Origin of the sequence: Brevibacillus sp. 7WMA2, assembly GCF_010748895.1 — a bacterium.
GTDB classification, from domain to species: domain Bacteria; phylum Bacillota; class Bacilli; order Brevibacillales; family Brevibacillaceae; genus Brevibacillus_B; species Brevibacillus_B halotolerans.
Genome location: NZ_CP048799.1, coordinates 2,080,410 through 2,103,971, shown reverse-complemented (window position 1 = coordinate 2,103,971; position 23,562 = coordinate 2,080,410). Strand labels below are relative to the sequence as shown.

Here is a 23,562-nt window from a genome sequence, read left to right as displayed (position 1 = left end):
GAGGGGGTATATACAGATGAATATCGTACTATGTTGTTCAGCAGGAATGTCAACTAGCCTACTTGTAACTCGAATGGAGGAGGCAGCAAAGGAGCAAGGAATCGAAGCGACGATTTGGGCTATATCTGCAGATGATATGCGTGATAACTGGGATAAAGCAGAGGTTGTGCTGCTCGGACCGCAAATCCGTTATAAATTAGCAGAATTTAAAAAGGAAGGCGAAGCGAGAAATATACCCGTTGATGTTATAAACCCTGTTGACTATGGAATGGTCAATGGCCAAAAGGTACTAGAAGCTGCCTTACACATGAAGAAATAGATAGGAGTGATATCGATGGACAGACTCGTTCAATTATTCGAGAGAGCGCTAATGCCCATTGCAGGGAAAGTCGCTGGGCAGAAGCACTTACAAGCCATTCGTGACGGTATCGTTTTAACAACTCCCCTGCTAATTGTCGGCTCCTTATGTTTGGTTATTGGGTTTATTCCAATCGAGGGTTATGATGACTTTATGAAGGGGATTTTTGGAGAGCTATGGCGTACAAAGCTCTTATATCCGGTAGGCGTTACCTTTGATATTATGGCACTCATTGCTAGTTTTGGTATAGCGTATCGGTTAGCGGAAAAGTATAAGGTGGACCCTTTATCGGCAGCATCGATATCTGTTGCCTCCTTTTTGCTAGTAACGCCATACAACACGATGTTTACTCCGGCTGGCACAGAAACAGCCATACAGGTTAGCGGTGTCATACCGGTAACATTAATGGGAAGTCAAGGCTTGTTTGTTGCCATGATTATGGCTCTTTTATCGACAGAAATTTTCCGTATTGTTATACAAAAGGACATTGTTTTAAAAATGCCGCCAGGTGTACCACCAGCGGTTGCGAAATCCTTCGTTGCACTGATTCCAGCCTTTATTGTACTTGGAACCTGCTGGATTATTCGTTTGATTATGGAAGCTACTACTTTTGAAAGCGTACACAATGTTGTTAAAACACTATTAGGAGTTCCCCTACAGGCACTGGGTTCCAGCTTCGCAGGTGCTTTAATCGCTGTTATTCTTATTCATCTTTTATGGGCTTGCGGCTTGCATGGAGCCAATTTGGTTGGCAGTGTAATGAGCCCGATCTGGTTAACGCTGATGGATGCAAACCGAGCTGTTTACATGAGCAATCCTAATGCAGAATTACCGAATGTTATCACGACTCAATTCTTTGATTTATGGCTCTATATTGGCGGATCAGGTACAACGCTTGCAATGGTTGTTGCCATGGCTTTTCTGGCAAAGAGCCAGCAGATGAAAAGCTTAGGAAGACTATCTCTTGCACCAGGGTTATTTAACATTAACGAACCGGTGATCTTCGGGGTACCGATCGTCATGAACCCGCTCTTAATTATTCCATTTATAGTAACGCCCGTTGTTCTTTTATGTGTCTCTTATTTTGCAATGTCCACGGGACTTGTAGCGAGACCAAGCGGAATATCCGTGCCATGGACCACTCCATTGTTAGTTAGTGGTTATCTCGCGACTGGGGCTAAAACATCCGGATTAGTCCTACAATTAATCAATTTTATACTCGCTTTTGCGATTTATTACCCATTTATACGTCTGTGGGATCGCCAAAAATGCAAGGAAGAGCAGGAGGCAACAAAAAATCAAGCTGTCACCACATTACAAGCATAAGAACAATTGTGTTAATTAGATGCACGGGAAGGGAGGAATCGTTACGAAACTGATTATAAACGCCGATGATTTTGGTTACTCAAAAGGAGTCAACTATGGAATTATTACTTCTCATGCATGCGGGGTTGTTACATCGACTACGATGATGATGAATATGCCCGAGGTAGATCATGCCTTTTTACTGGCCAAACAGCATTCAGCGTTAGGAGTAGGAATTCATTTGGTTTTGACCTGTGGCAAACCACTTGGTGACGACGTACCTTCCTTAGTAAATGAATCAGGTCATTTTCACTCACTGCCGGATGTATTTCATCACATAAATACAGAAGATGTAGAGAAAGAATTTACACATCAAGTAGAAGCATTTCTCTCATACGGAAAGAAACCAACCCATATTGATAGTCATCATCATGTACATGCGCATGAAAAAATATTGCCTATTGTGTTGAAATTGGCGGAGCGGTATCATTTGCCGCTTCGTCTTCTCCGCACACCTGATGAGACTAATCGATTACCAGCAGGCATAAAAAGCACTGCTGCTTTCGATCAGAGTTTTTATGGAGATAAGCTTTCCCTTGAGTCCCTGGAACAAATTCTCGATAAGCATGCTGGAGCTGAATCACTGGAGATTATGACACATCCGGCTTTTATCGACCAACCACTTTACCAAGGGAGCAGCTATGCGCTTCAACGTATGAACGAATTGGCGATTTTGACTGACCCGCATGTTACAAAACGGTTGAACTGCCGAGATATACAATTGATTACATTTGAACAACTAGGCTGACAGTAGTGCATGGGATAGGAGGCAACCATATGGAAATTACAGATGTAGCATTTCACATAATATTACATGGTGGCAACGCAAAAAGCTTCGCTATGGAGGCAATTGCAGCGGCAAAGCGAGGAGAAATAGAGGAAGCACGCAAGCTAATGGACGGAGCGACTGCAGAGCTACGTGAAGCGCACCATATTCAAACTTCTTTAATTCAGGAAGAAGCGGGCGGAAACAAGACAGAAGTAACCCTATTAATGATCCACGCGCAGGATCATTTAATGAATGCAATCACAGTGAAAGACTTAGCAAACGAGTTCATAGACCTTTATGCAAAAATAAACATCAAAGGGGGACTTACAGTTGAGCGGAATTAAAATCGTAACCATTGGCGGTGGTTCCAGCTACACACCAGAGTTAGTTGAAGGCTTTATCAAGCGGTATGCGGAATTACCTGTACGTGAGCTTTGGCTGGTCGATATTTTAGAAGGCAAAGAAAAGTTAGAAATCGTAGGCAATTTAGCAAAACGCATGGTGGAGAATGCTGGTGTTCCCATGCAAATTCATTTGTCATTGGATCGCAGAGAAGCCCTGCTAGGAGCAGATTTTGTTACGACTCAATTACGTGTAGGTCTACTGAAGGCTCGTGGATTAGACGAAAGTATACCATTAAAACATGGATGCATTGGTCAGGAAACAAACGGTGCAGGTGGTCTGTTTAAGGCATTGCGCACTATCCCAGTAATTTTAGACATTAGTAGGGATATGGAAGAGCTATGTCCAGAAGCATGGCTCATTAATTTTACCAATCCAGCAGGAATGGTGACCGAGGCAGTTCTGCGTCACAGCAATATTAAAAAAGTCGTAGGTCTTTGCAATGTTCCAGTAGGTATGAAAATGGCTGTTGCCAAGATGCTGGATGTAGATGGTAGTCGCGTGCATATTGATTTTGCAGGGTTAAATCATATGGTTTTCGGTACAAACGTCTATCTGGATGGCAAGAAGGTAACCCAGCAAGTAATTGATAAGCTGACAAGTGACGAGGAAACCGGTCCTTCCGTGAAAAATATTGCAGATATGGGGTGGGAAAAAGAGTTTATTCGGGCGCTAGGCTTATTGCCATGTCCCTATCATCGTTATTATTATCAGACTGGACCGATGCTTGAACATGAAAGAGAAGCGGCGAAAAAAGAAGGAACGAGAGCTGAGGTAGTTCAGAAGGTAGAAGCGGAATTGTTTGAACTGTATAAAGACCCTGAGTTGGCGATCAAGCCACCACAGCTAGAGAAACGAGGCGGCGCATACTATAGTGATGCGGCATGTAATCTTATTTACTCGATTTATAATGATGTACGGGATATTCAACCGGTTAATGTTCGTAACAACGGTGCCATTGCGGGGATTTCTCCTGATTCGGCTGTCGAAGTGAACTGCGTTATCACAAAAGAAGGACCTGTGCCAATCTCGGTGGGAGAGCTGCCAATCGCCGTAAACGGTTTAGTTCAACAAATTAAATCCTTTGAACGCGTGACGATCGAAGCAGCAGTGACAGGCGATTACCATAAAGCATTGCTAGCCATGAGCATTAATCCGTTAATTCCATCAGACTCCATCGCTAAAACGATTTTAGATGAAATGCTGGAAGCACATAAGCCCTATCTGCCCCAGTTTTTCAAAGAGGAGACAAGGAAAGTGACCGCAGAGGTTGGTAACGTCTAGATGAAACAAAAAGAAATGGGATAGTCAGTCATTTCACCTATACAAAAAGCACAGAGGTGTCATTGCGAAATATTGAACATTCTCGCAATCTCAACCTTCTGTGCTTTTCCACTCGTCTTTGCTGTGCAGTATCTATGCGATTATTTTCAAACCAATAGCAGCGGATACAATCATCATAATAAATAAAATCCGCCTCCATTCTTTCGGTTCCTTATAAACAAGCATACCCAATAAGGCGCTCCCAACTGTACCGATGCCAGTCCAGATTGCGTAAGCTGTACCCATGGAGATACTTTGCATCGACAGGTTCAAAAAGGTAAAACTAAGAGCGAATCCCCCCATTAAAATCAGATAAGAGGCTAAGCTCTGCTTCAATGAGACCTTTTTTAAGCCAAGCACGCCAACAATTTCAAAGCATCCTGCAAAAAATAAGAAAACCCAGCCCATGCTTAGCTCGCTCCTTTCATCTTTGTTTCATTCGTATTGGAATCATCAGACGTAATTAATTTCAGTCCGATAACACCAATCAGCAATAATGCAACAAGACTTATTTTCGCTAAATGAAACGGTTCACCAAATAACAACATCTCTGTCAAAACAGTACCTGTCGTACCGATTCCTGTAAAGACCGCATAGACCGTGCCAATAGGCAGAAATGTCGTTGCACGGATAAGCACGAAAAAACTAAGAGCAATCGTGATTATTGTTCCAGCCCATTCATACCAGGTAGAGGAGTGTTTAATCCCCGAGACCCAAATAATTTCTAATAAGCCTGCGATAAGGACGTATGTCCAGTTCCGGTTCATCATAGGTTTACTCCCAATCCCTTTCCCTGTGTATTCGAAGGTGTATTCCCTTGGCAAAAATTTTCCATGAGGAAGACCAACGTTTCTCATATCGATCTGATCCACCAAACAATAATTCTGCAAATAGACCATCCATTAAACAAAGAAAGGCAATGGCGGCATCTTGGGGATCATCCACCTGAATTTCTCTTAATTCTTTTGCACGCTTGAACAAGGGGACTAGCATAGCCTCCAGTTCGTCTAAAAATTGATTGGTCACATCACTAACCGGCTCCACCAAGCTAGAGGGGGGAAAGAAAGCCATCCGAAGCCAAAAGGTAAACGTGCTATCGGAAGTAAAATTTGTTTTGTAATGGTTTAACAATTCGGGTAACAAGGTAGCTAGGGGCTGATCCTGATTGATCATTAAAAATTGTTGCATCTTGGCCTTCTCAATCGTAAATACATCATGGATCAGGTGCAGAAAAAGATCTTCCTTTGCCTTAAAGTGAGCATAAATGGAAGGTTTTTTTATTCCAACCTCGTCTGCAATTTGAGCAAGCGATGTTCCCTCGTAGCCGTGTTGAGCAAAGCACTGCAAGGCAGCCTCTTTTATCTTGTTTGCAGTCATAAGACAAAACCTCCTACCTAACGTTCGTTAGGCAAAGCATCTCACAGGTAGTTCACTCTTGTCAAATGAAGAATACAGAAAAATATGGAAGGGTACTTTCTAAATAAATGTGTTGACAAATTTTCTATCAAAAAGTACTATACTTATATAAGGTAAGTAAATAAATATTAATGTATTACATGCAGCAGGCTTATCAAGCACATAATAAGGTACATACATCAGAAGGGATGATTACAAAAATGGCAAAAGTATTGTATATTACAGCAAATCCGAACTCTGTAGAGGATTCCTTTGGACTAAGTGTGGGACAAACTTTCGTAGATGCATACCGTCAAGCAAATCCTCAGGACGAGGTAGTACGTGTTGATCTATTCAAGGAAGATATTCCAATGATTGATGGAACTGTGCTAGATGCATGGAACAAATTGCGTCAAGGAACTGCGTTTGGTGATTTATCTCCAGAAGCTCAAGCTAAAGTTGGCCGCATGGGTGAAGTATTGGATCAGTTCTTAGAAGCAGATCGCTATGTATTCGTAACACCAATGTGGAACTTGAGCTTCCCTCCTGTAGTGAAAGCATACGTTGACAACGTATTAATCGCTGGAAAAACCTTCAAATATACAGAAGCTGGTCCAGCAGGCTTACTAAACGGTAAAAAAGTTCTGCATATCCAAGCTCGTGGTGGCATGTACTCTGAGGGTCCTGCTGTTGACTTTGAATTTGGTGATAAATATTTAAAAGCAGTAATGAACTTCATCGGTATCACTGACTACGAAACATTGGCAGTAGAAGGCATGAATGCACTTCCTGCTGAGGCAGAAAATATCAAGGCAAAAGCAAAAGAGCGTGCTGTTGAAATCGCGAAAACGTTTGGTAAATAAAAATAAACATACGATAAACGACCAGTAGATTAAGTCAGAGAATATATAAAAACAAAATCCATTCAGCAAGAAAACGCCAGGCTTACATACAAGCTGTGGCGTTTTTCTTTTGTTCCCCAAATGAATCAACAATACTAGTGTTGGGAAGAGTATATCTTCGCTAAGAGTATGAATCATGGATGTCAGTGATTTATCATTGGCAAATTGTAAAGACCTGTGTTAGTAGAGGAGCTACCATGGGCTACCTGTCGTTTGTCGACCAATACGGTATCTACGCCACTATCTCCTATCACCTAACATTTATAGTGATTCGTCGTTTGGCAAGATGTCATGTGGGCATTGCTTGTTGTTGGTTTGGACAAAAATAGTAACAGAGGGAGGATGAGGTTTAGCATTCAGATTTTAGGGATTTATTTGTGCTATTTTTTGTGTGTTTTTACAAGAAAATACTTGAATTGATAAGGATTCACATGCTTTTTATTGATATTTTATGAAAGTAGAGAATACGTAAAAAATCCATGCTATAATAGCGAGGTACAATAGAATGCGGCACTTAAGAGATGATCAGCACACTCTCTTTTATCCCAATTGGGAAGGAGGTGAGTACATAAAGGTACACAGTGGATATCAGGGTTTGTTCTTGATTTCCATGTTTGGCATGTTCTTTTTAGCCTTGATGGTTACTTACTTAAAAATAAAAAAACCTCCCTTGAGCTGATTAGGCGAGGAGATCATTTTTCACCAAGAAGTTATGAGCGAGCTACACTCTCTAAGAGATAGTCTATTGTATGGTCGTGAGTACAAAAACACCTACATCGTTTTGATCTTGGCTAAATAGGGGATATAATATGAAAAGTTTTTTGTATGTATTGTTTGGATTCGTTGATTCATTTACTATTCTGTTCTTAACCTTCAAAGCATTTAGGCTACCAGTAACGATGTATTTGAGGGACTTCTCAATCATGGCTACAGCATTGTCTATCACATCGTTTGTAAACCGAGTTGTACTAGAAGTAGACCAGATTGATGTTGGGGCGCAATTTTTTCTGATTGTAGTGTTTTTCAGACTTTTGTTCAAAATAAGAGTATATGAATCAGCCTTAATTACCGCAATTGGTTATCTAAGTTATTTAGGAATTCAATTTGTGATTTATCCTATTCTTCTATCCTTTGAATTGGTGACATTAAGTGATGGTAAAAGTCTTGTAGAGTGGGGAACTTTTTTGATTCAATTTATCACCGATGTGACCGTTTTATTGATAGGCTGGCTCATTGGTATGTTTAACTTTGGGTTTTCTTTCATTATGCAACCACCTCATGATTTATATCAAAAAGGAAAATTGGACGCATTAAAGATAAGAATCATTTGTGGGTTGGTGTTGGGGATATTGACTCTTTCATCAACTACATATTGGATTTTTATTTTTAAAGGTGACATATGGGTGTTAATCCTCCCAATTTTGGCCCCTCTATTACTTTTACTTCGTTGGTTATATAGGAGGGACAAAATTATTGATTGAAAAACTATCAGAAGTTATGTCTATTAAAATAAAAAACGCAAGTCCAGAGCGTACGAATAGTGTAGCAATATTATCCTACGCTCTTTCTATTTTACTTAACTTATTTTTCATTTGTTTCTTTTTGTTTCTTATTGGGTTTTGGACAAATAAGTTACTGGGGACCTTTATCGCGTTGATATCTTTTGTGATTCTACGCTTTTTTTCGGGGGGCTATCATTTAAAATCCTTAGATCAATGTTTTCTTGTTACAACAGCAATTATTGCGGTCATCCCGCATGTTCCTGTAAACAATTTTTTTGTATATTTACTAACAGCTATCAGTATCATTCTAGTATGTGGTTTTGCTCCTAATAGTACATATGAAAATCTGACCGTACCTCGAAAAGTGCTTCTGTTAAAAGTAAGCTCTGTTTTAATTGTAAGCACGAATTTCGTTTTCGGTTCTCCCATAGTTGCATTATCATTCTTTGTACAATCGTTGCTATTAATTCCAAAGGGGGGTGAGTATCAATGAAAAAACATATAGCAGAAATTACTTCGGTTATGCTTACCGCCGTGGCCAGAGCTTTTGCTGTTTCGTTCAAAGCTGGTATCGGTAGTCCAGTCGTTCCAGAAGAACTAAAAAAGCAAAGTGAAGCAAAATGAAACCTAGGCTAACAGGGATTAGAATCGAAAGAAAGTACGATGAGTCAGATTTTGTAGAATTTGGAGTAGAAGAGGTTAATTATGTAGATCTCTTTAGACCAAAAAAAAACTCAGATAGCATTTTACGCTTCCATACTAGCAAAGGTGTGTTTCTTGGAGTGACTACCTTAGAAGGGATTCGCGCTTCTTGGGGGAAATACGGCTTTGTTTCATTAGATGCTGTAAATGTTGTTAATCTCGAAAATATTACTTATGTAGTGGAGAATCCGTTGTTCATCAGAGCTTACTTCGACGATGGTTCTTATACAACAGTTTCTAGGTCTAAATATGAATTAGTAAAACATTTGAAAAGAAAGAATCATCCGGATTAAATGGATGATTCTTTCTTTTTTGGTATAACATTATACAGATATTTTTGATAAATGTAAAGAAAAATTGAAGGGGGTAGAACAGACAGGCTTTATCTTCATTTTTCGACAAAAAATTCTATAATTTAATGATAAATTTTTATATGCAAAGAATTTTAAAGTAGGTGAAAAAAATGGAGATAAAAGCGGTACAACTCACAGATTATACCAAAATGAAAGCCGTTGAATTAGCCGAACTCTACTTAATCGAAAATAAAGACTATAGTATAAATTCCATTATTTGTTTTATAGAGAAAATCATTGAAGATGCGAAAAAACGCCATAATCAGTTCGATTACTAATCAGGACGATTTTTGTCTTTTACGATTTCGACAGCGGCTTCAATCATTGTACCAATATTCATCTGAATGTCTTCAGGTAAAGACAGAAAATCATTAATCTTTTCCATTTGTTTTGGAGTTAATTTTTCTAATTTTTCCTTAGGCAGGTATGCATCCACTAAAGAGAGATCGTGATCAGATTGTTCGACTGATCGACCGAGTAGATAATCTACAGTAACCCAATATAAATCTGCTAGCGAAATAAGAGTATCATTATCGGGTTGCGAGTGATCATTCTCATATTTGGAGATAGTGGAGTAGTCAAGTCCGAGCTTATTGGCCACTTGTTCCTGCGTTAATTTTGCTTTTTTTCTAGATTTTTGTAATCGTTGACCAAATGTCGACATATTCTCACCCCATTTTTTTCTAACAATTATACGATAGTTGAAGTATCTTCAAAAGGAATATGAAGAAAATTCAAGATATCTACATAAATGATTTGAACTTATTTCAAGTTTTTTCGTGTTTATCCCAGAATATCAACCATGGATTTCTGTCAAAAGAAGCTAGTTACTACATACTATTTTACATAAAATATAATTTGCTTATAAGATAAAAAATAGATTTTGAAATTCCTTGAGTTGAAATACCTTCAAGTTTTGTTCTTTAAAAATTAGGAAGCTAGATACATTTTGAAAAAAATAAAAGCACAGGAGAACAGAGGCTGATGAAGAACTGCATGGGAATGTCAAATAAAAAGTGGCTACAAAACGTCATGAGGGAACGTTTGGTAGCCTTTTTGAGTTGAATGCGTAAGCCCTGTGCTTTACAATTACAAATAATGAAAATCATTCTCGCACATTAGAACCGTTCTCTGCTACATAACGAAAAGTAAGAAAAGGAGAAATATAATGAAAAACGAATATATCCAACGACTTGATGAGCTGTTTAATATTCATTTGCTAGAACCTAATGGGGCTTTTTATTCCATGCCTGCCACGGATCTCCTTAATGAGAGCACTATGCGAAATTTTATTGATCAATACGCTCTAGTGATCAAGGCATTAGATGATACGGCTACGGCTGCTTACATTGCTAGCTGGTTTCTGGGGATGGCTACAGGACTTCAGTACATGGTGTCGATCCAAAATAAGGCGTTGGATTTCTCCTTAGAGAATGTAATTGTACATATGAGTCCAAAATCAGAGGGATCGTATACCCGAATCTCTTTTCAACTACGCTCCTGGGCAGAAACAAAAGCACCGGTGAGTGATGAGAAGAGACAGGAATGGAGAACAGACGTTCTTTCCAGGCTGTATGGTGAAACTTTGCGTCCTCTCTTGGAATGCATATCTGCAGTTACTGGATTTAACGTAGGCCAAATGTGGGGACAACTGCCAATGAAATTCCATCATTTTACAACAAATCTTTTGGAACAAACAACAAGCTCCGAAGAGAAGCAGCGTGTGATTGATGATTTTCATTTTTTACAGCATGAGTTAAATCCAAGTGTTTTTGGACGTAGCAAGAATCCGTTTGATGTGAAGGTGCGATTAATCGAACATATAGAGGATCCAACAAAGCAAATGAGAATGAAAAATGTTTGCTGTAGATATTTTAGAACCGAGGGTGCCCAGTATTGCTATACCTGTCCTCTCATGAAAGAAGAGGATAGGGCGGCAAGAAGAACGAAACATCGGGCTGAAATCATCCAAGCAAATGCATAATAGCGAAATACATGCTTCGATTAGACATTCCCGCAAAAAAAGCATCAGTTTAAAAGTAAGTTTGAACAGGCATGATATTATACATGTCAGGTAAAAGCATCGTTTGCTTGTATTCCGTATGAGCTTTTCTTGAATCAACCAAGAAAGGCTCTTTTTCACGTATCCATTTTTACACTCGCATCAGGCTTGTTTTACACTTTTAAATAACACACGTTAAGAATAGTGGTCAGCGTTTTTGCTCTTTACTTGTATGACAAGTATAACCACCCTTCTCCTATTCCCAGAGAACTTTTTTCCTTTTATTCTCAAAGTCCAAATATGCTATAATATCTGGATGATAGCAGAAAAAAACAGCATATTATGAGGTGAAAATAGAAAATGATCGATAAAAAAGAGGCGACAACGGACTTAAAATCCGGAAAGTCTAGTAAGTCCACAGCTGATTATGCAAAATATTTTCAGGCACCAAGCTTAAAGGACGCCAAGAAACGTGGAAAAGAAGACATTACCGTGCATTACGATTTCACTATACCTGAAGAGATGAAACAAATAGGAAAAGGTCTTCACTATTTGATTCGTACGTATGGCTGTCAAATGAACGAGCATGATACAGAGACCATGGCTGGAATTTTTGAAGCAATGGGTTATACGGCGACAGAAGATACAATGGAAGCTGATGTCATTCTGTTTAATACCTGTGCGATCCGAGAAGGAGCAGAGGATAAGGTGTTTGGTGAGCTTGGTCACATGAAGCATCTGAAACGTAACAATCCTAATCTCATTCTCGGTTTATGTGGCTGTATGTCACAGGAAGAAAAGGTAGTCAATAAAGTATTACGCTCTTATTCAGAAGTAGATATGATTTTTGGAACGCATAATATACACCGTCTGCCAGTATTATTGCGAGATGCAATGTTTAGTAAAGAAATGGTGATTGAGGTATGGTCTAAAGAGGGCGATATCATCGAAAATATGCCGAAAACACGCACAGGTGATATCAAAGCGTGGGTTAATATTATGTATGGCTGTGATAAGTTCTGTACGTACTGTATCGTGCCTTACACACGTGGAAAAGAACGCAGTCGCCGCCCAGAGGATGTCGTTGCTGAAGTGCGTGAATTGGCGCGCCAAGGCTTTAAAGAGATCATGGTACTGGGACAAAACGTAAACGCATACGGTAAAGACTTTGAAGATCGGAAATATGGACTTGGGGATTTGTTAGACGAACTTCGTAAGATTGATATTCCACGTATTCGCTTTACAACAAGTCATCCACGGGATTTTGATGACCACCTCATTGAAGTCTTAGCAAAAGGCGGAAATTTGGTAGAGCAAATTCATTTGCCTGCACAGTCTGGTAGCTCAGAAGTATTGAAAAAAATGGCACGTAAATATACACGCGAGCATTATATGGAGTTGGTTCGTAAAATTAAGGCTGCTATTCCGGATGTTTCGTTATCTACAGATATTATTGTGGGATTCCCAGGTGAAACGGAGGAACAATTCCAGGAAACACTGTCCTTGATGAAAGAAGTGGAATACGATTCAGCGTATACGTTCATCTACTCTCCACGCGAGGGTACACCGGCTGCTTCTATGGTGGATAATGTACCAGAAGAGGTGAAAAAGGATCGTTTACAACGATTGATGGCCGTACAGAATGAGATTTCCTTGCGTAAAAATCAAGAGATGGTTGGTAAAACCTATGAATTGTTGATTGAAGGAGAGAGTCGAAAAAATCCAGAGGTATTAGCTGGACGCACTCGAACTGGAAAATTAGTGCATGTAAAAGCTGATAAATCTTTAATTGGTACACTGGTACATGTTACAATTACAGAGGCAAAAACATTTACCACATATGGGGAATTAGTGACTAAAGTTGAGGTGTAATTGGAGATGGCAGAAACACCGGTTTACACAGATCAAGAAATTTTAGCAAAAGCGCGTGAATTAGCTAACATGATTTCTCGGACGAAGGAAGTAGACTTTTTCAAACGAGCAGAATCACAGGTGAAGCAAAACAAACGCGTTCAGGATTTGATTTCCAGTCTGAAAGCAAAACAAAAGCAACTAGTCATGTATGAAAGCATGAACAATACGCAACTTGTAGAAAAAGTACAAGCGGAGTTCGATGCTCTTCAGGAAGAATTAGATGAGATTCCGCTAGTTACAGAATTTAAGCAATCTCAAACAGATGTAAACGATCTTTTGCAAATGGTGACCCATGTTATTACCAATACTGTGTCCGATAGAATTATTTTAGATACGGGTGGTAATCCTCTCACCGGTAAAACAGGTGGCCCTGAAGCCGGTCATCATGATGATGAAGGCTGTGGCTGTGGTCACTAAAGTATGAAAGATTAATTCTTGCCGCAACAGTTCTCTCGATCTTGCACTCTGAGCGAATCACCTGCATACAAATGTACAGAAACGATGTATGGAGGAGGTTACAATATGTCTGGTCCTGATAAAGATTTGCAGTGTCGAGAATTGATTGCCAAGGCTGTCTGCGGTAGAGGACATAGATTCTCGCAAACGACACATACGATCACACCTACTCAGACACCGACTACTATCCTAGGATGCTGGATTATAAACAATAACTTTTCAGCAGAGAAAGTGTTAGAATCGGTCGTTATCAGTGGAACGTATGATGTCAATCTCTGGTATTCTTATGAGGATAATACTCAAACAGAAGTCAAAAAAGAAGAAGTAAAGTACACGTTAGATGTTCCTCTTTCTTATTTTGACAAAAATTGCCGCGGTGATTTAGAAATCATTTGCCAGTGCATTGAACAACCAAAATGCGTCAGAGCAGAAATTTGCGGTAATGCAGTTAATGTAAGAGTTGAACAGGAGTATTCTGTTGAAGTTGTTGGAGAAACGAAGGTGTGTGTTGTAATTTGTCACAACTGTGAGGATAAAGATTCCTTCTCGCATGACTTTGATGACTCAACCGAAGAGTACGATCAATTCGACTCATCGAGTTTACTAGATGATTTAGATTAAGTGGTAGAAAAAGGCTGTCGGTTTGTCCGGCAGCTTTTTTACGTCTATTTTTTATAACGAAAAATATTATATTATTATTAAAAATGGTACCATACTGGGCCAGGCACCTTACTTTTTTATCATGCATAGCGTGTAGGAAGGAAGTAAGGGAGGTAAGCGTATGTCTAACATGGTAATGAGTAAAGTCGCCGCTTCTACGTTTGAGAAGTGGAATAGGGAGAGTGCCATAAAACATACGCATCATCGAGAGAAAATGTTGGCTATTCTGAAATTACACGGAATGCCAATTCAGACGTACGATGGAGTAATCCCTATGCAAACGTTTGAGGTACATCTGTTTCAGCACCAGGTTGCTGCCATTTATCGAATAGAAGAACGGAATGTTTGGATTTTACAAGAAGCACGAACAACTGGCAAAACGCAAAAAGAAGAAGTAAGTCAAAAGCTGGATGAGATTGAGAAAAATCGGATCATTAGCCTGGCGATCCGTACCATTTACGCTCTTGGATTAGATTACGGGAAAGTTTTGGTTGGAGTTCATTCCCCAACAAGGATGCGGGTACTGGACTGTAAAGCCGAGCTACCAGCAGATGTTTTGCTACGAGAACGTTTACAGTTGTTTATGAAGGAACGTGAACAGCAAATTCTTTTAGATCAAGTAGCAGCTCCACAAGTAATGCTAGGAGCCGATCCGGAATTTGCTTTACGAGATCAGTCTGGAAATATGGCAATTGCTTCAGAATATTTACCGAAAAATGGTGTTATCGGATATGATGGAGTCCGATTAAAAACAGAGCTTCTATCGCACCAGCATCCATTGGTTGAAGTTCGACCAGAACCCTCAACTGAACCAGAAACTGTCTTTAAAAATATTTATAGAGCCCTCCATCTGGCTCAACGCCGGATTTCAGATGATTCGATTATTTGGTTGGCAGGGGGGATGCCCTTTGATGGTTATCCAATCGGCGGTCATGTTCATGTTAGCGGGACTACTCTGCATTTTGATTTAGTGCGTAAATTAGATACGTATTTGGCATTACCTTTATGTTTACTAGAAGATCAAGGATGTATGAAAAGAAGGCCGCGCTACGGTTTTTTAGGAGATGTACGTGCACAGGCGCATGGAGGATTTGAATACAGGACTCTTCCTAGTTGGCTGGTTTCGCCAAGAATCACCAAAGGAGTTTTGGCTCTTACAAAAGTAATAGCAGAATCCCAATATCTTCTCAAGCAAGATGTCAGTACAGACATATCCATGCAGCTTGCCTACTATCGCGGGGAAAAAGAAAAACTTGCTTCATTGGTCAAGGACTTGTATTTGGAGATAAATAATTTACCTTTATTTCAAACGTATCGAAAATATATAACCCCCTTTTTTCATAGTATTTTTATGGATGGGGAGTGGCCTTGCAATCAGGATATGAAGCTTACTTGGAAGTTACCTCCATTTCAACTCAACAACCACTAGGAACCATGTTATAATAGATGAATGATTATGGGTATTAGGAGTAGAAATAATGGCACAATACACCCCGATGATTCAACAATATTTAGAGATAAAGCGTCAATATACCGATGCTTTTTTGTTTTTCCGTTTAGGTGATTTTTATGAGCTATTTTTTGAAGACGCAGTTCTAGCTTCACGCGAACTAGAGATTACGTTGACAGGTCGTGGTGGAGGAGCTGAAGAGCGCATTCCCATGTGTGGAGTTCCTCATCATGCAGCGGAGACCTACATCGCTGAATTGTTAAAAAAAGGATATAAAGTAGCGATTTGTGAGCAGGTAGAAGATCCGAAAGCATCAAAAGGTGTTGTAAAGCGTGAAGTAACGCGAATGATCACACCTGGAACCATGATTGAGGGAAAATGGTTACATGATAAAGAGAACAATTATCTAGTTGCTATTGCCGCTTTGTCAGGGAAAGCGGCGGTAGCAGCGTGTGATTTAAGTACTGGTGAAATGTATACCACCTCATTGTCAACCATGTATGCAGCAGTAGAGGAAGCGATGCAATATCGCCCGAGTGAGCTATTGCTATGTGATATCGCTGAGGATGAGCTTCGCGGAAAAGGATTACCGCCCCATATGTCTATTACCTGCCTAGCTACCAATGCAATGTCGCAAACAGCCGTAGATGAGCTATATCCAGAGGAAGCTTCGCAGCTAGAGGATGCAGTCCGCCTAGCTATGAATGGACTTTTGCACTATGTAGGGACTACGCAAAAGAGAGCGTTAACACATATGCGTTCCCTACAGCATTACGTGGCAGATGAATTTCTGCAAATGGACCATTTCTCACGAAGAAATTTAGAGCTGACTGAAACGATTCGGGACAAGTCCAAAAAGGGCTCTTTATTGTGGCTTCTGGATAAAACAGAGACGGCCATGGGAGGACGATTGTTACGTCGCTGGATTGAACGGCCTCTTTTGAATCCTGAGGAAATTGGTAATCGTTATGATACAGTAGAAGCATTTCGCCACGATTTATTATTGCGTTCTGATGTACGTGAGGGGCTGGATCGCGTATATGATTTGGAGCGTTTAGCGGGCCGGATTTCTTATGGAAATGCAAATGCCAAGGATTTGGTGCAGCTACGCCATTCTCTTGAAGCTATCCCGAGTGTAATCCATCTATTGGTTAACAGCGGAGAGCAAGCCCTGCAATCGATTGCTTCAGATATGGATGACTGTGGTGATATTGCCCAATTTTTATCCGAAACTCTTGTAGAAGATCCTCCTGTAAGCGTGCGTGAGGGTAATTTAATTCAGGACGGTTATGACGAATATCTAGACAAGCTCAGATTAGCTAGTCGCCAAGGAAAAGGCTGGATCGCACAACTCGAAAAAAGCGAGCGTGAGCTAACAGGAATCCGCTCCTTGAAGGTAGGCTTCAATAAAGTCTTTGGTTACTATATCGAAGTTTCGAAGGCTAATCTGGCCCACATACCACCGGGACGCTATGAGCGTAAGCAAACCCTAACGAATGCGGAGCGTTATGTCACCCCAGAGTTAAAAGAGAAGGAAGCTCTGATTCTGGAAGCTGAAGAGAAGCTTGTGGAATTAGAATATCAGTTGTTTACCCAAATTCGCTTGGAAGTAGCGAAGCATATCCCGCGGATTCAAAATTTAGCAGAACGAATTGCCCGCATTGATGTGTTGCAGGCTTTTGCTACCGTGAGTGAAGAACGCGGCTTTACCCGTCCTACCTTGACCACCGATGGCGAGGTTTATGTAAAAGACGGTCGCCATGCTGTTGTGGAAGCAGTATTAAATCAAGAGAAGTATGTGGCAAACGACGTGACGATGAATCAAAAGGATCGTAATATTTTACTCATTACAGGCCCCAATATGGCGGGTAAGAGTACATATATGCGTCAAATGGCTTTGATTACGGTTATGGCTCAGATCGGCTGCTTTGTTCCTGCCAGTGAAGCTCGTATTAGCCTAGTGGATCAGATTTTTACTCGAATTGGAGCGGCCGATGATTTAGTGGGGGGATTCTCTACGTTTATGGTGGAGATGCTAGAAACTCGTAACGCGCTGGTAAAAGCAACCCCGCGTAGCTTGATATTACTGGACGAAATTGGGCGGGGAACGTCCACCTATGATGGTATGGCATTAGCTCAAGCTGTCATTGAATATATCCACGAGCATATCGGGGCAAAGACCTTATTCTCTACACATTATCATGAACTAACTGATCTGGAGGAGAAGATTCCAGGAGTGGTGAATGTTCATGCACGTTGTGAGGAGCGTGACGGCAAACTCTTATTCCTGCATAAAATCGAAGAGGGACGAGCTGATAAAAGCTACGGTATTCATGTTGCAGAATTAGCAGAAATGCCGCTAGAGGTAATCAGTCGTGCGCGTGAAATTTTACAGGGCTTAGAAGGCAAGGATCGAGAAGCGCCATTAGAGCAGCTTTCGCTTGATATGCTCTGGGGACAAGCCCCAGCCGCTTCCCAGCAGGTTTTTTCTGGTCAAATTGAAACAACGACTCATCAGAAGAAGAAAAGGGCTAACGATGCTTCTACATCAAAGGCAGAAACAAAAGGAAAAACGGATAAAACCGATACAGTAGTAGAAGGTACAGAGGTAGCCCAAGCCCCAGCTACATCTAGCAAAAATGAACCTTTACCAAATCCAACAGAGGCTGATGTCCTATCAGAATTACGTGATATCGATTTAAATCAAATGACGCCTCTGCAGGCACTCATTCAGTTGTCAGACTGGAATACACGTTTACGCAAGCATAAATAAGCTTGCTTCACACAAAAAAGGAGGAGGAACATGGGAAAAATTCAAGTGCTTACGGAACAGGTAAGCAATATGATTGCTGCTGGTGAAGTGGTGGAACGCCCAGCCTCCGTGGTGAAGGAGCTGGTGGAAAACGCTATTGATGCAGGTACCTCTCAAGTAGAGATTCATATTGAGGAGGGCGGATTACAGCTAATCCGCATCGTTGATAATGGCGTGGGAATGGATCGAGAAGATTGTTTGCGAGCTTTTGAACGGCACGCTACGAGCAAGATTCGTTCGGCACGTGATTTATTTCATATTCGTTCTCTTGGTTTTCGCGGGGAAGCCTTGGCATCTATCGCCTCGGTATCTCGAATTGAATTGATGAGTGCTGAAGATAGCGGACAAGTAGGAACTAAGGTCGTTATCGACGGTGGAGACATGAAAAGCGTTGAGGATTTGGCTAGGGTAAAAGGAACGGAAATTGTTGTACGTGACTTATTTTTTAATACACCAGCTCGGTTAAAATATATGCGCTCCATTTCGACAGAAGTAGGACATGTATCAGATTATGTAAACCGTTTAGCGATTACCTATCCAAAAATTGCTTTTACGTTGACTCATAATGGAAAAAATCTTCTCCAAACATCAGGCGATGGTAAACTGTTACATGTGATGGCGGCCATTTATGGGGTTCAGGTAGCAAAGCAATTATTGCCATTTGAAGGGGAGACGTTAGATTTTCGCTGGAGCGGACTTCTATCTAAGACAGAGGTAACGAGAGCGAATCGTACCTACATCTCTACGCTGGTTAATGGTCGTTATGTGCGCAATTATCCATTATCACAAGCGATTATGCGAGGGTATCATACCTTTTTACCAATTGGGCGTTTTCCGATAGTCGCTATGCATATTGAAATGGACCCGATCTTGGTTGATGTAAATGTTCACCCGGCTAAATTAGAGGTACGTTTTAGTAAGGAACAGGAATTGTGTGCAGCGGTTGAACAATCAGTAAAAGAGGCACTGCGCGTAGGCTTACGAATTGTACAGCCGATGCAAACGAACAGTAAGCCCAAAATTAAGCTGGAAAAACCGTATCAGCCGCAGCTTAATCTAGGTGAACACCATTCAAACGAGCAGCAACAGCAGATGAATCGATTACTGACCGCTTTTGATGTACCGATTAGAGAAAAACGGTCAGCCTACGTAGAACAATCCACAGATCCTGCATCTTCTGAATTGACGGCGAAAAAAGGATCTGGACAGCAAGGAGATCAGGAGTCGAAAGCAGAGGCTCAGATACAGTCAGATCAGCAACGCGAGAGCAATTGGATGTACACAGGTAACAGCAAGCCCAGTTATCCTGCTCACAATTCCAGTCAGTCTGTCACAGAAGGCTCTCGTAACCATTTTGCTCAAAATGAGTCTGGAAATACTATTGATGCTAACGCGCTGGAAAAGTCGCCAACTAAAGATGATATGACCGATTCAGGGAGGAGTATCGATACAGAGGAAGACTTTTGGAGCGATGCTATCGAGGACGACAATAGTACACCGCACGAGGAAGCTTCTCATATGCTGGGTTCAAATCGAGAAGAACAACCAGAGCATATAGGTGAAATGAGTAGCTCAGCAGTTGAGGAAGATACCGAGAATACATCCATACAAAAAGCAAGCAACCATGAAGATGCAGCCTACGTAGATGAGTCTGGAAATGCTGTCCCAATCTTATACCCAGTAGGTCAGGTTCATGGTACTTACATCATTGCTCAGAATGACACCGGTATGTATTTAATTGATCAGCATGCTGCTCAGGAACGAATTTTTTACGAGTACTTCATGCAAAAACTGCAAGAGGAAAAGGTTTCAAGTCAGATGCTTCTATTTCCGCATACAGTCGAATGTACAATGCAGGAGGAAGCGAAACTGTTGGAGCGACTTGATTTGCTGCAATCCTTTGGGTTAGATATAGAATGGTTTGGCAACCGGACGTTTATTGTTCGAGCTCATCCTCAGTGGTTCCCTCAGGGGAGTGAAGTGGAGGTCATTAACGAACTGATTCAGTTCGTACAAGAAGCGAGCGAAAATGAACGGGTTGACGTGAGTAAAATGCGGGAAAAGGCTGCGATTATGATGTCATGCAAAGCTTCTATAAAAGCGAATCGTTATTTGACCCACGCTGAGATGGAGGCACTTTTAAACAAACTTCGCCGAACTACGAGCCCATTCACTTGTCCGCATGGCAGACCCATCGCTATTCATTTTTCAACGTATGATTTAGAGAAAATGTTTAAACGAGTGATGTAAGCATAAAAAAAGAAAAAGGATCACCTTCAAAACGATTAAATAAACACTAAGACCTTTTTGACCGAAAAAATGCCGGAATCCTATATGCTTAGGAAACCGGCTATTTCCGTTATGGCTACTTTATTTGTGTTCCCACTGTGGTTTGATTTAGTGCCGCACGTAGACCACGAGCTAACTTTTCGGGTTCATCCACTCCCCAGAAATGCAAGAAGAATAATCGAGGAGATTCATTCAACATGTGGTTATGTATCGCTGTTACGGTAATCCCATTTTTCGTTAATTCACGAACCACGGGATTCACTTCGTTTGAAAGCAGAACGAAATCACCAGTTGTTGCTGCTTTCTCACCAATCAATTGAAAGTTTATGGGCATCGCTATACCCATAGCCGGTGGAATACCTACGCCTTTTTCCGTTATTTTTTCCGGTCTTGGTATAGAGAATTGAAACACCTTTCCTCTTTGTACACCTTTCCACCCTATTATGTCCTCAACCTTAGACCAGTTAAAGGTTGACGGTGATTTTTCAGGTGGCGTAGAGGCTAATGGAGTGCCTGTTACGGAAAGAGCAACCTTCATTTTTTCAGCCAGATTAACTGGGTCACCGTGACCAGCAACATGTAAATACATGATTTTTGGATTTTCTTCGATGATATGGTTGTGTAAAGCAGTAATCTCAATTCCAAGCTCAGCTAACTTTGTTTCAACAGGTTTGACCTCTTTTTCAAGGAGAACAAGATCACCCATCATCATAGAATGGTTACCAACTTGTTTAAAAGCTAAATAAGATGTTAAAGCAAGGTTTGGATCAATTTGAACATCATCTACTTTTATCTGCAAATCGGAACGAGGGAATGTTACTCTAAAAACATCATTTTGAATTGACCCCTTGTTAAAAACTCTCTTGACAGACTCCCATTTAGGCTCTTGCTCTTGAGATACTCCCGAGTTGCGTTTTGAGACTGCTTCACTTTGAAATTTCATGATTCCAACTAATGCAAGCAATAGTACTGTAAATATCGACAATAACAAGAACGACCTCTTCATTTCTGCCTCCTATATATAGTACTTCATCCTTTTCTTTTCCAAAGGTGTTTTTATTTATACATGGGGTAGTATTTACTTCGTCATCAAGCTCAGGTGATGTGAAGCTACCCCGTACGCCTGAATAATCATTTTAGTATTGAAAACACAATGGAAAGTTAGTGACCCAATAGGGATGAAAGAGCAGGCTAAATATCTGGGGGAACTGGTTGATCGGGTAAGGATTGCGAGTGGGCAGGAGCTGCAGAATAAGTAATTTATGTTATAAGAAAAAAGAATAAATAATAGCTAATACAGCAAAACGTCCGAATTCTCACATTCGGACGTTTGATAATCAGGAACAAATTATTTCAAGTTATTATTTTTTAATCCTCGTATAATTTGCTGGAGGTTCAATAATATCACCAGAATATAAACGATAGGTATAACAATAGAACCAGCTCCACCAGGGGGATTGGAGAAATAGTTACCTAATACAACACACAGAATAATAATGTTGAGTATGTAGATTATAACATATGATTTTTTGGGATTTTTTTATTTTTAATAAATAAAGAAATTAAAAATATTACAATGGCTAGAAACAAACCAATATTCATCACGGTTACATTCATCCTAACAACCTCCTAAAATGAACTAAAGCCGCAAGTATGCGGCTTTTCATGCAGTTAAATTAACGCTCGTAAATATTAGTTGTCAATCCATCCCAATCAAAATCCATATAAACACCTTTTTTGGTCTTGTTTTTATCTATCTTCTTAGCTATGCCGCCTCTGTCCTCTTCCTTCATTCCCATTTGATTATAGAAAGCCCATAGTCCATGTAGATGGCTGATAATTTCGTTCGCTACCTCTGATTACTGTTAATTCCTCCTTGTCATATTTATCTAGAACATACTTCTCAATCAATCCAATTAGCTTATAAAAAAGGCTCATTTCTACACCCAATTGTAATACAAATAAACCGACAACTAGATGAGTACATCGTTATCTTACAGAAGCTTAGACGCTAGTTGGTCGATATGAATAAGCTGTACGGGAAACTTTACAAAGCCCAGTAGGGTGAATAATTAAAAAGCCGATCTTCAGCTATTCACTAAAGACCTTCTAGGAGGTTTACAACATGTTAATATGAGACAATTCATTTCCTTTATGTTGAAAATGAAATCTCTAAAGAAAACGAAAAGGAATCAATATCAGACATTGCTTATAATCAAGAACCACCATCAGATAAGATTTAGGGGTGAATCCAAACAAAGAAATGTCCGAATATAAGGGGTTCGGACGTTCGCTCTTACAATAACTAGATTTTATGCCATAACAAAAATAAAAAACAGGAAATAAACGATATATATGACTAGCACATGAATATGATATCTAGTACAAATTTTTTGTATGAATGGGGCGATGAATTTATCCGCTAATTTGAACAATAAATATATCAAAACTAAATCGATAAGCAAGAGAACATAAATATTGTCGAACGAATTCCGTAGTAAACGATCAATAAAAACGACTATACCCAAAACAATGAAATAGGAACACGATGAATATCTATCTACTTTAATAAATGTTCATCCCTTTCATATGTAGGAGGTGAAGAGGAAAATACATCACCTCTCCCCTCCAATAATTGACTTTTATTCATAACGTACTCTATCGGCTTCATAATATTTTAAATCTAAATAATAAGACAAACGTCAGAATACAAGAGACTCTGACGTTTTGTCTATTTAAAAGTTATTATCGGGACACGATCTGTAAATCGTATTTTAAATACTACGATTTTTTCTTTAATTCTTTAAACCCACGATACACATTTACTAAAGCTGATATCCCTAATAAAATTAGTATCATTGGGTTTACTTCAGAATTAAAATATAGGTAACCTAATAGACTAAACAGG

The 23,562-nt window shown here is 40.1% G+C and carries 24 protein-coding genes and 1 pseudogene; 19 read left to right on the top strand and 6 right to left on the bottom strand.

Annotation, left to right across the window (positions count from 1 at the left end; genetic code table 11):
- Positions 1 to 16: 16 nt before the first annotated feature.
- The 5 genes from GOP56_RS08105 to GOP56_RS08085 are packed head-to-tail and all read left to right on the top strand — an operon-like array spanning position 17 to position 4,178.
- On the top strand, positions 17 to 319 hold the full coding sequence (locus GOP56_RS08105) for a PTS sugar transporter subunit IIB (RefSeq protein ID WP_003337029.1): 303 nt from the start codon (positions 17 to 19) through the stop codon (positions 317 to 319).
- A 15-nt stretch (positions 320 to 334) separates the two neighbouring features.
- Positions 335 to 1,684, top strand: a complete 1,350-nt coding sequence (celB, locus tag GOP56_RS08100) for a PTS cellobiose transporter subunit IIC (RefSeq protein WP_003337030.1) — start codon at positions 335 to 337, stop codon at positions 1,682 to 1,684.
- Positions 1,685 to 1,703: 19 nt separating this feature from the next.
- Positions 1,704 to 2,471 carry a chitin disaccharide deacetylase gene (gene chbG / locus GOP56_RS08095; protein ID WP_163245351.1) on the top strand — a complete coding sequence of 256 codons (768 nt, stop codon included), beginning with the start codon at positions 1,704 to 1,706 and terminating at the stop codon, positions 2,469 to 2,471.
- A 29-nt stretch (positions 2,472 to 2,500) separates the two neighbouring features.
- Positions 2,501 to 2,836, top strand: coding sequence for a PTS sugar transporter subunit IIA (locus GOP56_RS08090; RefSeq protein ID WP_163245350.1), 336 nt, complete (start codon positions 2,501 to 2,503; stop codon positions 2,834 to 2,836).
- Positions 2,823 to 4,178: a 6-phospho-beta-glucosidase gene (locus GOP56_RS08085; protein ID WP_163245349.1), complete on the top strand. Its 1,356-nt coding sequence runs from the start codon at positions 2,823 to 2,825 to the stop codon at positions 4,176 to 4,178. Before GOP56_RS08090 ends, GOP56_RS08085 begins: the two co-directional genes overlap by 14 nt.
- 132 nt (positions 4,179 to 4,310) lie before the next feature.
- Here the strand turns inward: GOP56_RS08085 and GOP56_RS08080 are convergent, their stop codons facing one another.
- The 3 genes from GOP56_RS08080 to GOP56_RS08070 are packed head-to-tail and all read right to left on the bottom strand — an operon-like array spanning position 4,311 to position 5,594.
- Positions 4,311 to 4,625 carry a DMT family transporter gene (locus GOP56_RS08080; protein WP_003337035.1) on the bottom strand — a complete coding sequence of 105 codons (315 nt, stop codon included), beginning with the start codon at positions 4,623 to 4,625 and terminating at the stop codon, positions 4,311 to 4,313.
- 2 nt (positions 4,626 to 4,627) lie between these two features.
- Positions 4,628 to 4,984, bottom strand: coding sequence for a DMT family transporter (locus GOP56_RS08075; RefSeq protein ID WP_174250710.1), 357 nt, complete (start codon positions 4,982 to 4,984; stop codon positions 4,628 to 4,630).
- Positions 4,985 to 4,991: 7 nt separating this feature from the next.
- A complete protein-coding gene (locus GOP56_RS08070) occupies positions 4,992 to 5,594 on the bottom strand; it encodes a TetR/AcrR family transcriptional regulator (RefSeq protein WP_163245347.1) in 603 nt (200 codons plus the stop codon).
- Between the two features lie 239 nt (positions 5,595 to 5,833).
- On the opposite strand from GOP56_RS08070, the gene GOP56_RS08065 reads away from it, so the two are divergent.
- The 6 genes from GOP56_RS08065 to GOP56_RS23340 all read left to right on the top strand — a co-directional run bounded on the left by GOP56_RS08065 (position 5,834) and on the right by GOP56_RS23340 (position 9,349).
- Positions 5,834 to 6,475 carry an FMN-dependent NADH-azoreductase gene (locus tag GOP56_RS08065; RefSeq protein ID WP_162988359.1) on the top strand — a complete coding sequence of 214 codons (642 nt, stop codon included), beginning with the start codon at positions 5,834 to 5,836 and terminating at the stop codon, positions 6,473 to 6,475.
- 962 nt (positions 6,476 to 7,437) lie between these two features.
- Complete coding sequence (locus GOP56_RS08060) at positions 7,438 to 7,995, top strand: hypothetical protein (protein ID WP_254068672.1); 558 nt, start codon at positions 7,438 to 7,440, stop codon at positions 7,993 to 7,995.
- On the top strand, positions 7,988 to 8,509 hold the full coding sequence (locus GOP56_RS08055) for an accessory gene regulator B family protein (RefSeq protein ID WP_163245345.1): 522 nt from the start codon (positions 7,988 to 7,990) through the stop codon (positions 8,507 to 8,509). The genes GOP56_RS08060 and GOP56_RS08055 overlap by 8 nt, the downstream gene beginning before the upstream one ends.
- Positions 8,506 to 8,640 carry a hypothetical protein gene (locus GOP56_RS24185; protein WP_256380010.1) on the top strand — a complete coding sequence of 45 codons (135 nt, stop codon included), beginning with the start codon at positions 8,506 to 8,508 and terminating at the stop codon, positions 8,638 to 8,640. The genes GOP56_RS08055 and GOP56_RS24185 overlap by 4 nt, the downstream gene beginning before the upstream one ends.
- The gene (locus GOP56_RS08050) at positions 8,637 to 9,011 is read left to right on the top strand and encodes a LytTR family transcriptional regulator DNA-binding domain-containing protein (RefSeq protein ID WP_031413806.1); all 375 of its coding nucleotides are present in this window, start codon (positions 8,637 to 8,639) and stop codon (positions 9,009 to 9,011) included. Before GOP56_RS24185 ends, GOP56_RS08050 begins: the two co-directional genes overlap by 4 nt.
- A gap of 170 nt (positions 9,012 to 9,181) precedes the next feature.
- Positions 9,182 to 9,349: a hypothetical protein gene (locus GOP56_RS23340; RefSeq protein ID WP_022584449.1), complete on the top strand. Its 168-nt coding sequence runs from the start codon at positions 9,182 to 9,184 to the stop codon at positions 9,347 to 9,349.
- Here the strand turns inward: GOP56_RS23340 and GOP56_RS08045 are convergent.
- Positions 9,346 to 9,735, bottom strand: coding sequence for a helix-turn-helix domain-containing protein (locus tag GOP56_RS08045; protein WP_003337046.1), 390 nt, complete (start codon positions 9,733 to 9,735; stop codon positions 9,346 to 9,348). The genes GOP56_RS23340 and GOP56_RS08045 overlap by 4 nt on opposite strands.
- A gap of 504 nt (positions 9,736 to 10,239) precedes the next feature.
- On the opposite strand from GOP56_RS08045, the gene GOP56_RS08040 reads away from it, so the two are divergent.
- The 7 genes from GOP56_RS08040 (at position 10,240) to mutL (ending at position 20,615) form a co-directional block, all read left to right on the top strand.
- Complete coding sequence (locus GOP56_RS08040; protein WP_163245344.1) at positions 10,240 to 11,055, top strand: (2Fe-2S)-binding protein; 816 nt, start codon at positions 10,240 to 10,242, stop codon at positions 11,053 to 11,055.
- A gap of 378 nt (positions 11,056 to 11,433) precedes the next feature.
- Complete coding sequence (gene miaB / locus GOP56_RS08035; RefSeq protein ID WP_003337048.1) at positions 11,434 to 12,945, top strand: tRNA (N6-isopentenyl adenosine(37)-C2)-methylthiotransferase MiaB; 1,512 nt, start codon at positions 11,434 to 11,436, stop codon at positions 12,943 to 12,945.
- Between the two features lie 6 nt (positions 12,946 to 12,951).
- Entirely contained in the window at positions 12,952 to 13,404 is a 453-nt protein-coding gene (locus tag GOP56_RS08030) for a YlbF/YmcA family competence regulator (protein ID WP_022584451.1), read from the top strand.
- Positions 13,405 to 13,509: 105 nt separating this feature from the next.
- The gene (cotE, locus tag GOP56_RS08025; protein ID WP_003337050.1) at positions 13,510 to 14,064 is read left to right on the top strand and encodes an outer spore coat protein CotE; all 555 of its coding nucleotides are present in this window, start codon (positions 13,510 to 13,512) and stop codon (positions 14,062 to 14,064) included.
- A 160-nt stretch (positions 14,065 to 14,224) separates the two neighbouring features.
- Positions 14,225 to 15,532, top strand: coding sequence for a putative amidoligase domain-containing protein (locus tag GOP56_RS08020; RefSeq protein ID WP_022584453.1), 1,308 nt, complete (start codon positions 14,225 to 14,227; stop codon positions 15,530 to 15,532).
- A gap of 49 nt (positions 15,533 to 15,581) precedes the next feature.
- On the top strand, positions 15,582 to 18,326 hold the full coding sequence (gene mutS / locus GOP56_RS08015) for a DNA mismatch repair protein MutS (protein WP_163245343.1): 2,745 nt from the start codon (positions 15,582 to 15,584) through the stop codon (positions 18,324 to 18,326).
- 30 nt (positions 18,327 to 18,356) lie between these two features.
- A complete protein-coding gene (mutL, locus tag GOP56_RS08010; protein ID WP_163245342.1) occupies positions 18,357 to 20,615 on the top strand; it encodes a DNA mismatch repair endonuclease MutL in 2,259 nt (752 codons plus the stop codon).
- 115 nt (positions 20,616 to 20,730) lie between these two features.
- On the opposite strand, the gene GOP56_RS08005 is transcribed toward mutL, so the two are convergent.
- Both GOP56_RS08005 and GOP56_RS24180 read right to left on the bottom strand, forming a co-directional pair.
- On the bottom strand, positions 20,731 to 21,660 hold the full coding sequence (locus GOP56_RS08005) for a DUF1259 domain-containing protein (protein WP_163245341.1): 930 nt from the start codon (positions 21,658 to 21,660) through the stop codon (positions 20,731 to 20,733).
- Between the two features lie 775 nt (positions 21,661 to 22,435).
- A pseudogene (locus tag GOP56_RS24180) lies at positions 22,436 to 22,577 on the bottom strand (mannosyl-glycoprotein endo-beta-N-acetylglucosamidase); the annotation flags it as partial.
- Between GOP56_RS24180 and GOP56_RS24370 the strand changes: the two are divergent.
- Complete coding sequence (locus tag GOP56_RS24370) at positions 22,517 to 22,669, top strand: Spo0E family sporulation regulatory protein-aspartic acid phosphatase (RefSeq protein ID WP_163246827.1); 153 nt, start codon at positions 22,517 to 22,519, stop codon at positions 22,667 to 22,669. The pseudogene GOP56_RS24180 and the gene GOP56_RS24370 overlap by 61 nt on opposite strands.
- Positions 22,670 to 23,562 lie beyond the last annotated feature (893 nt).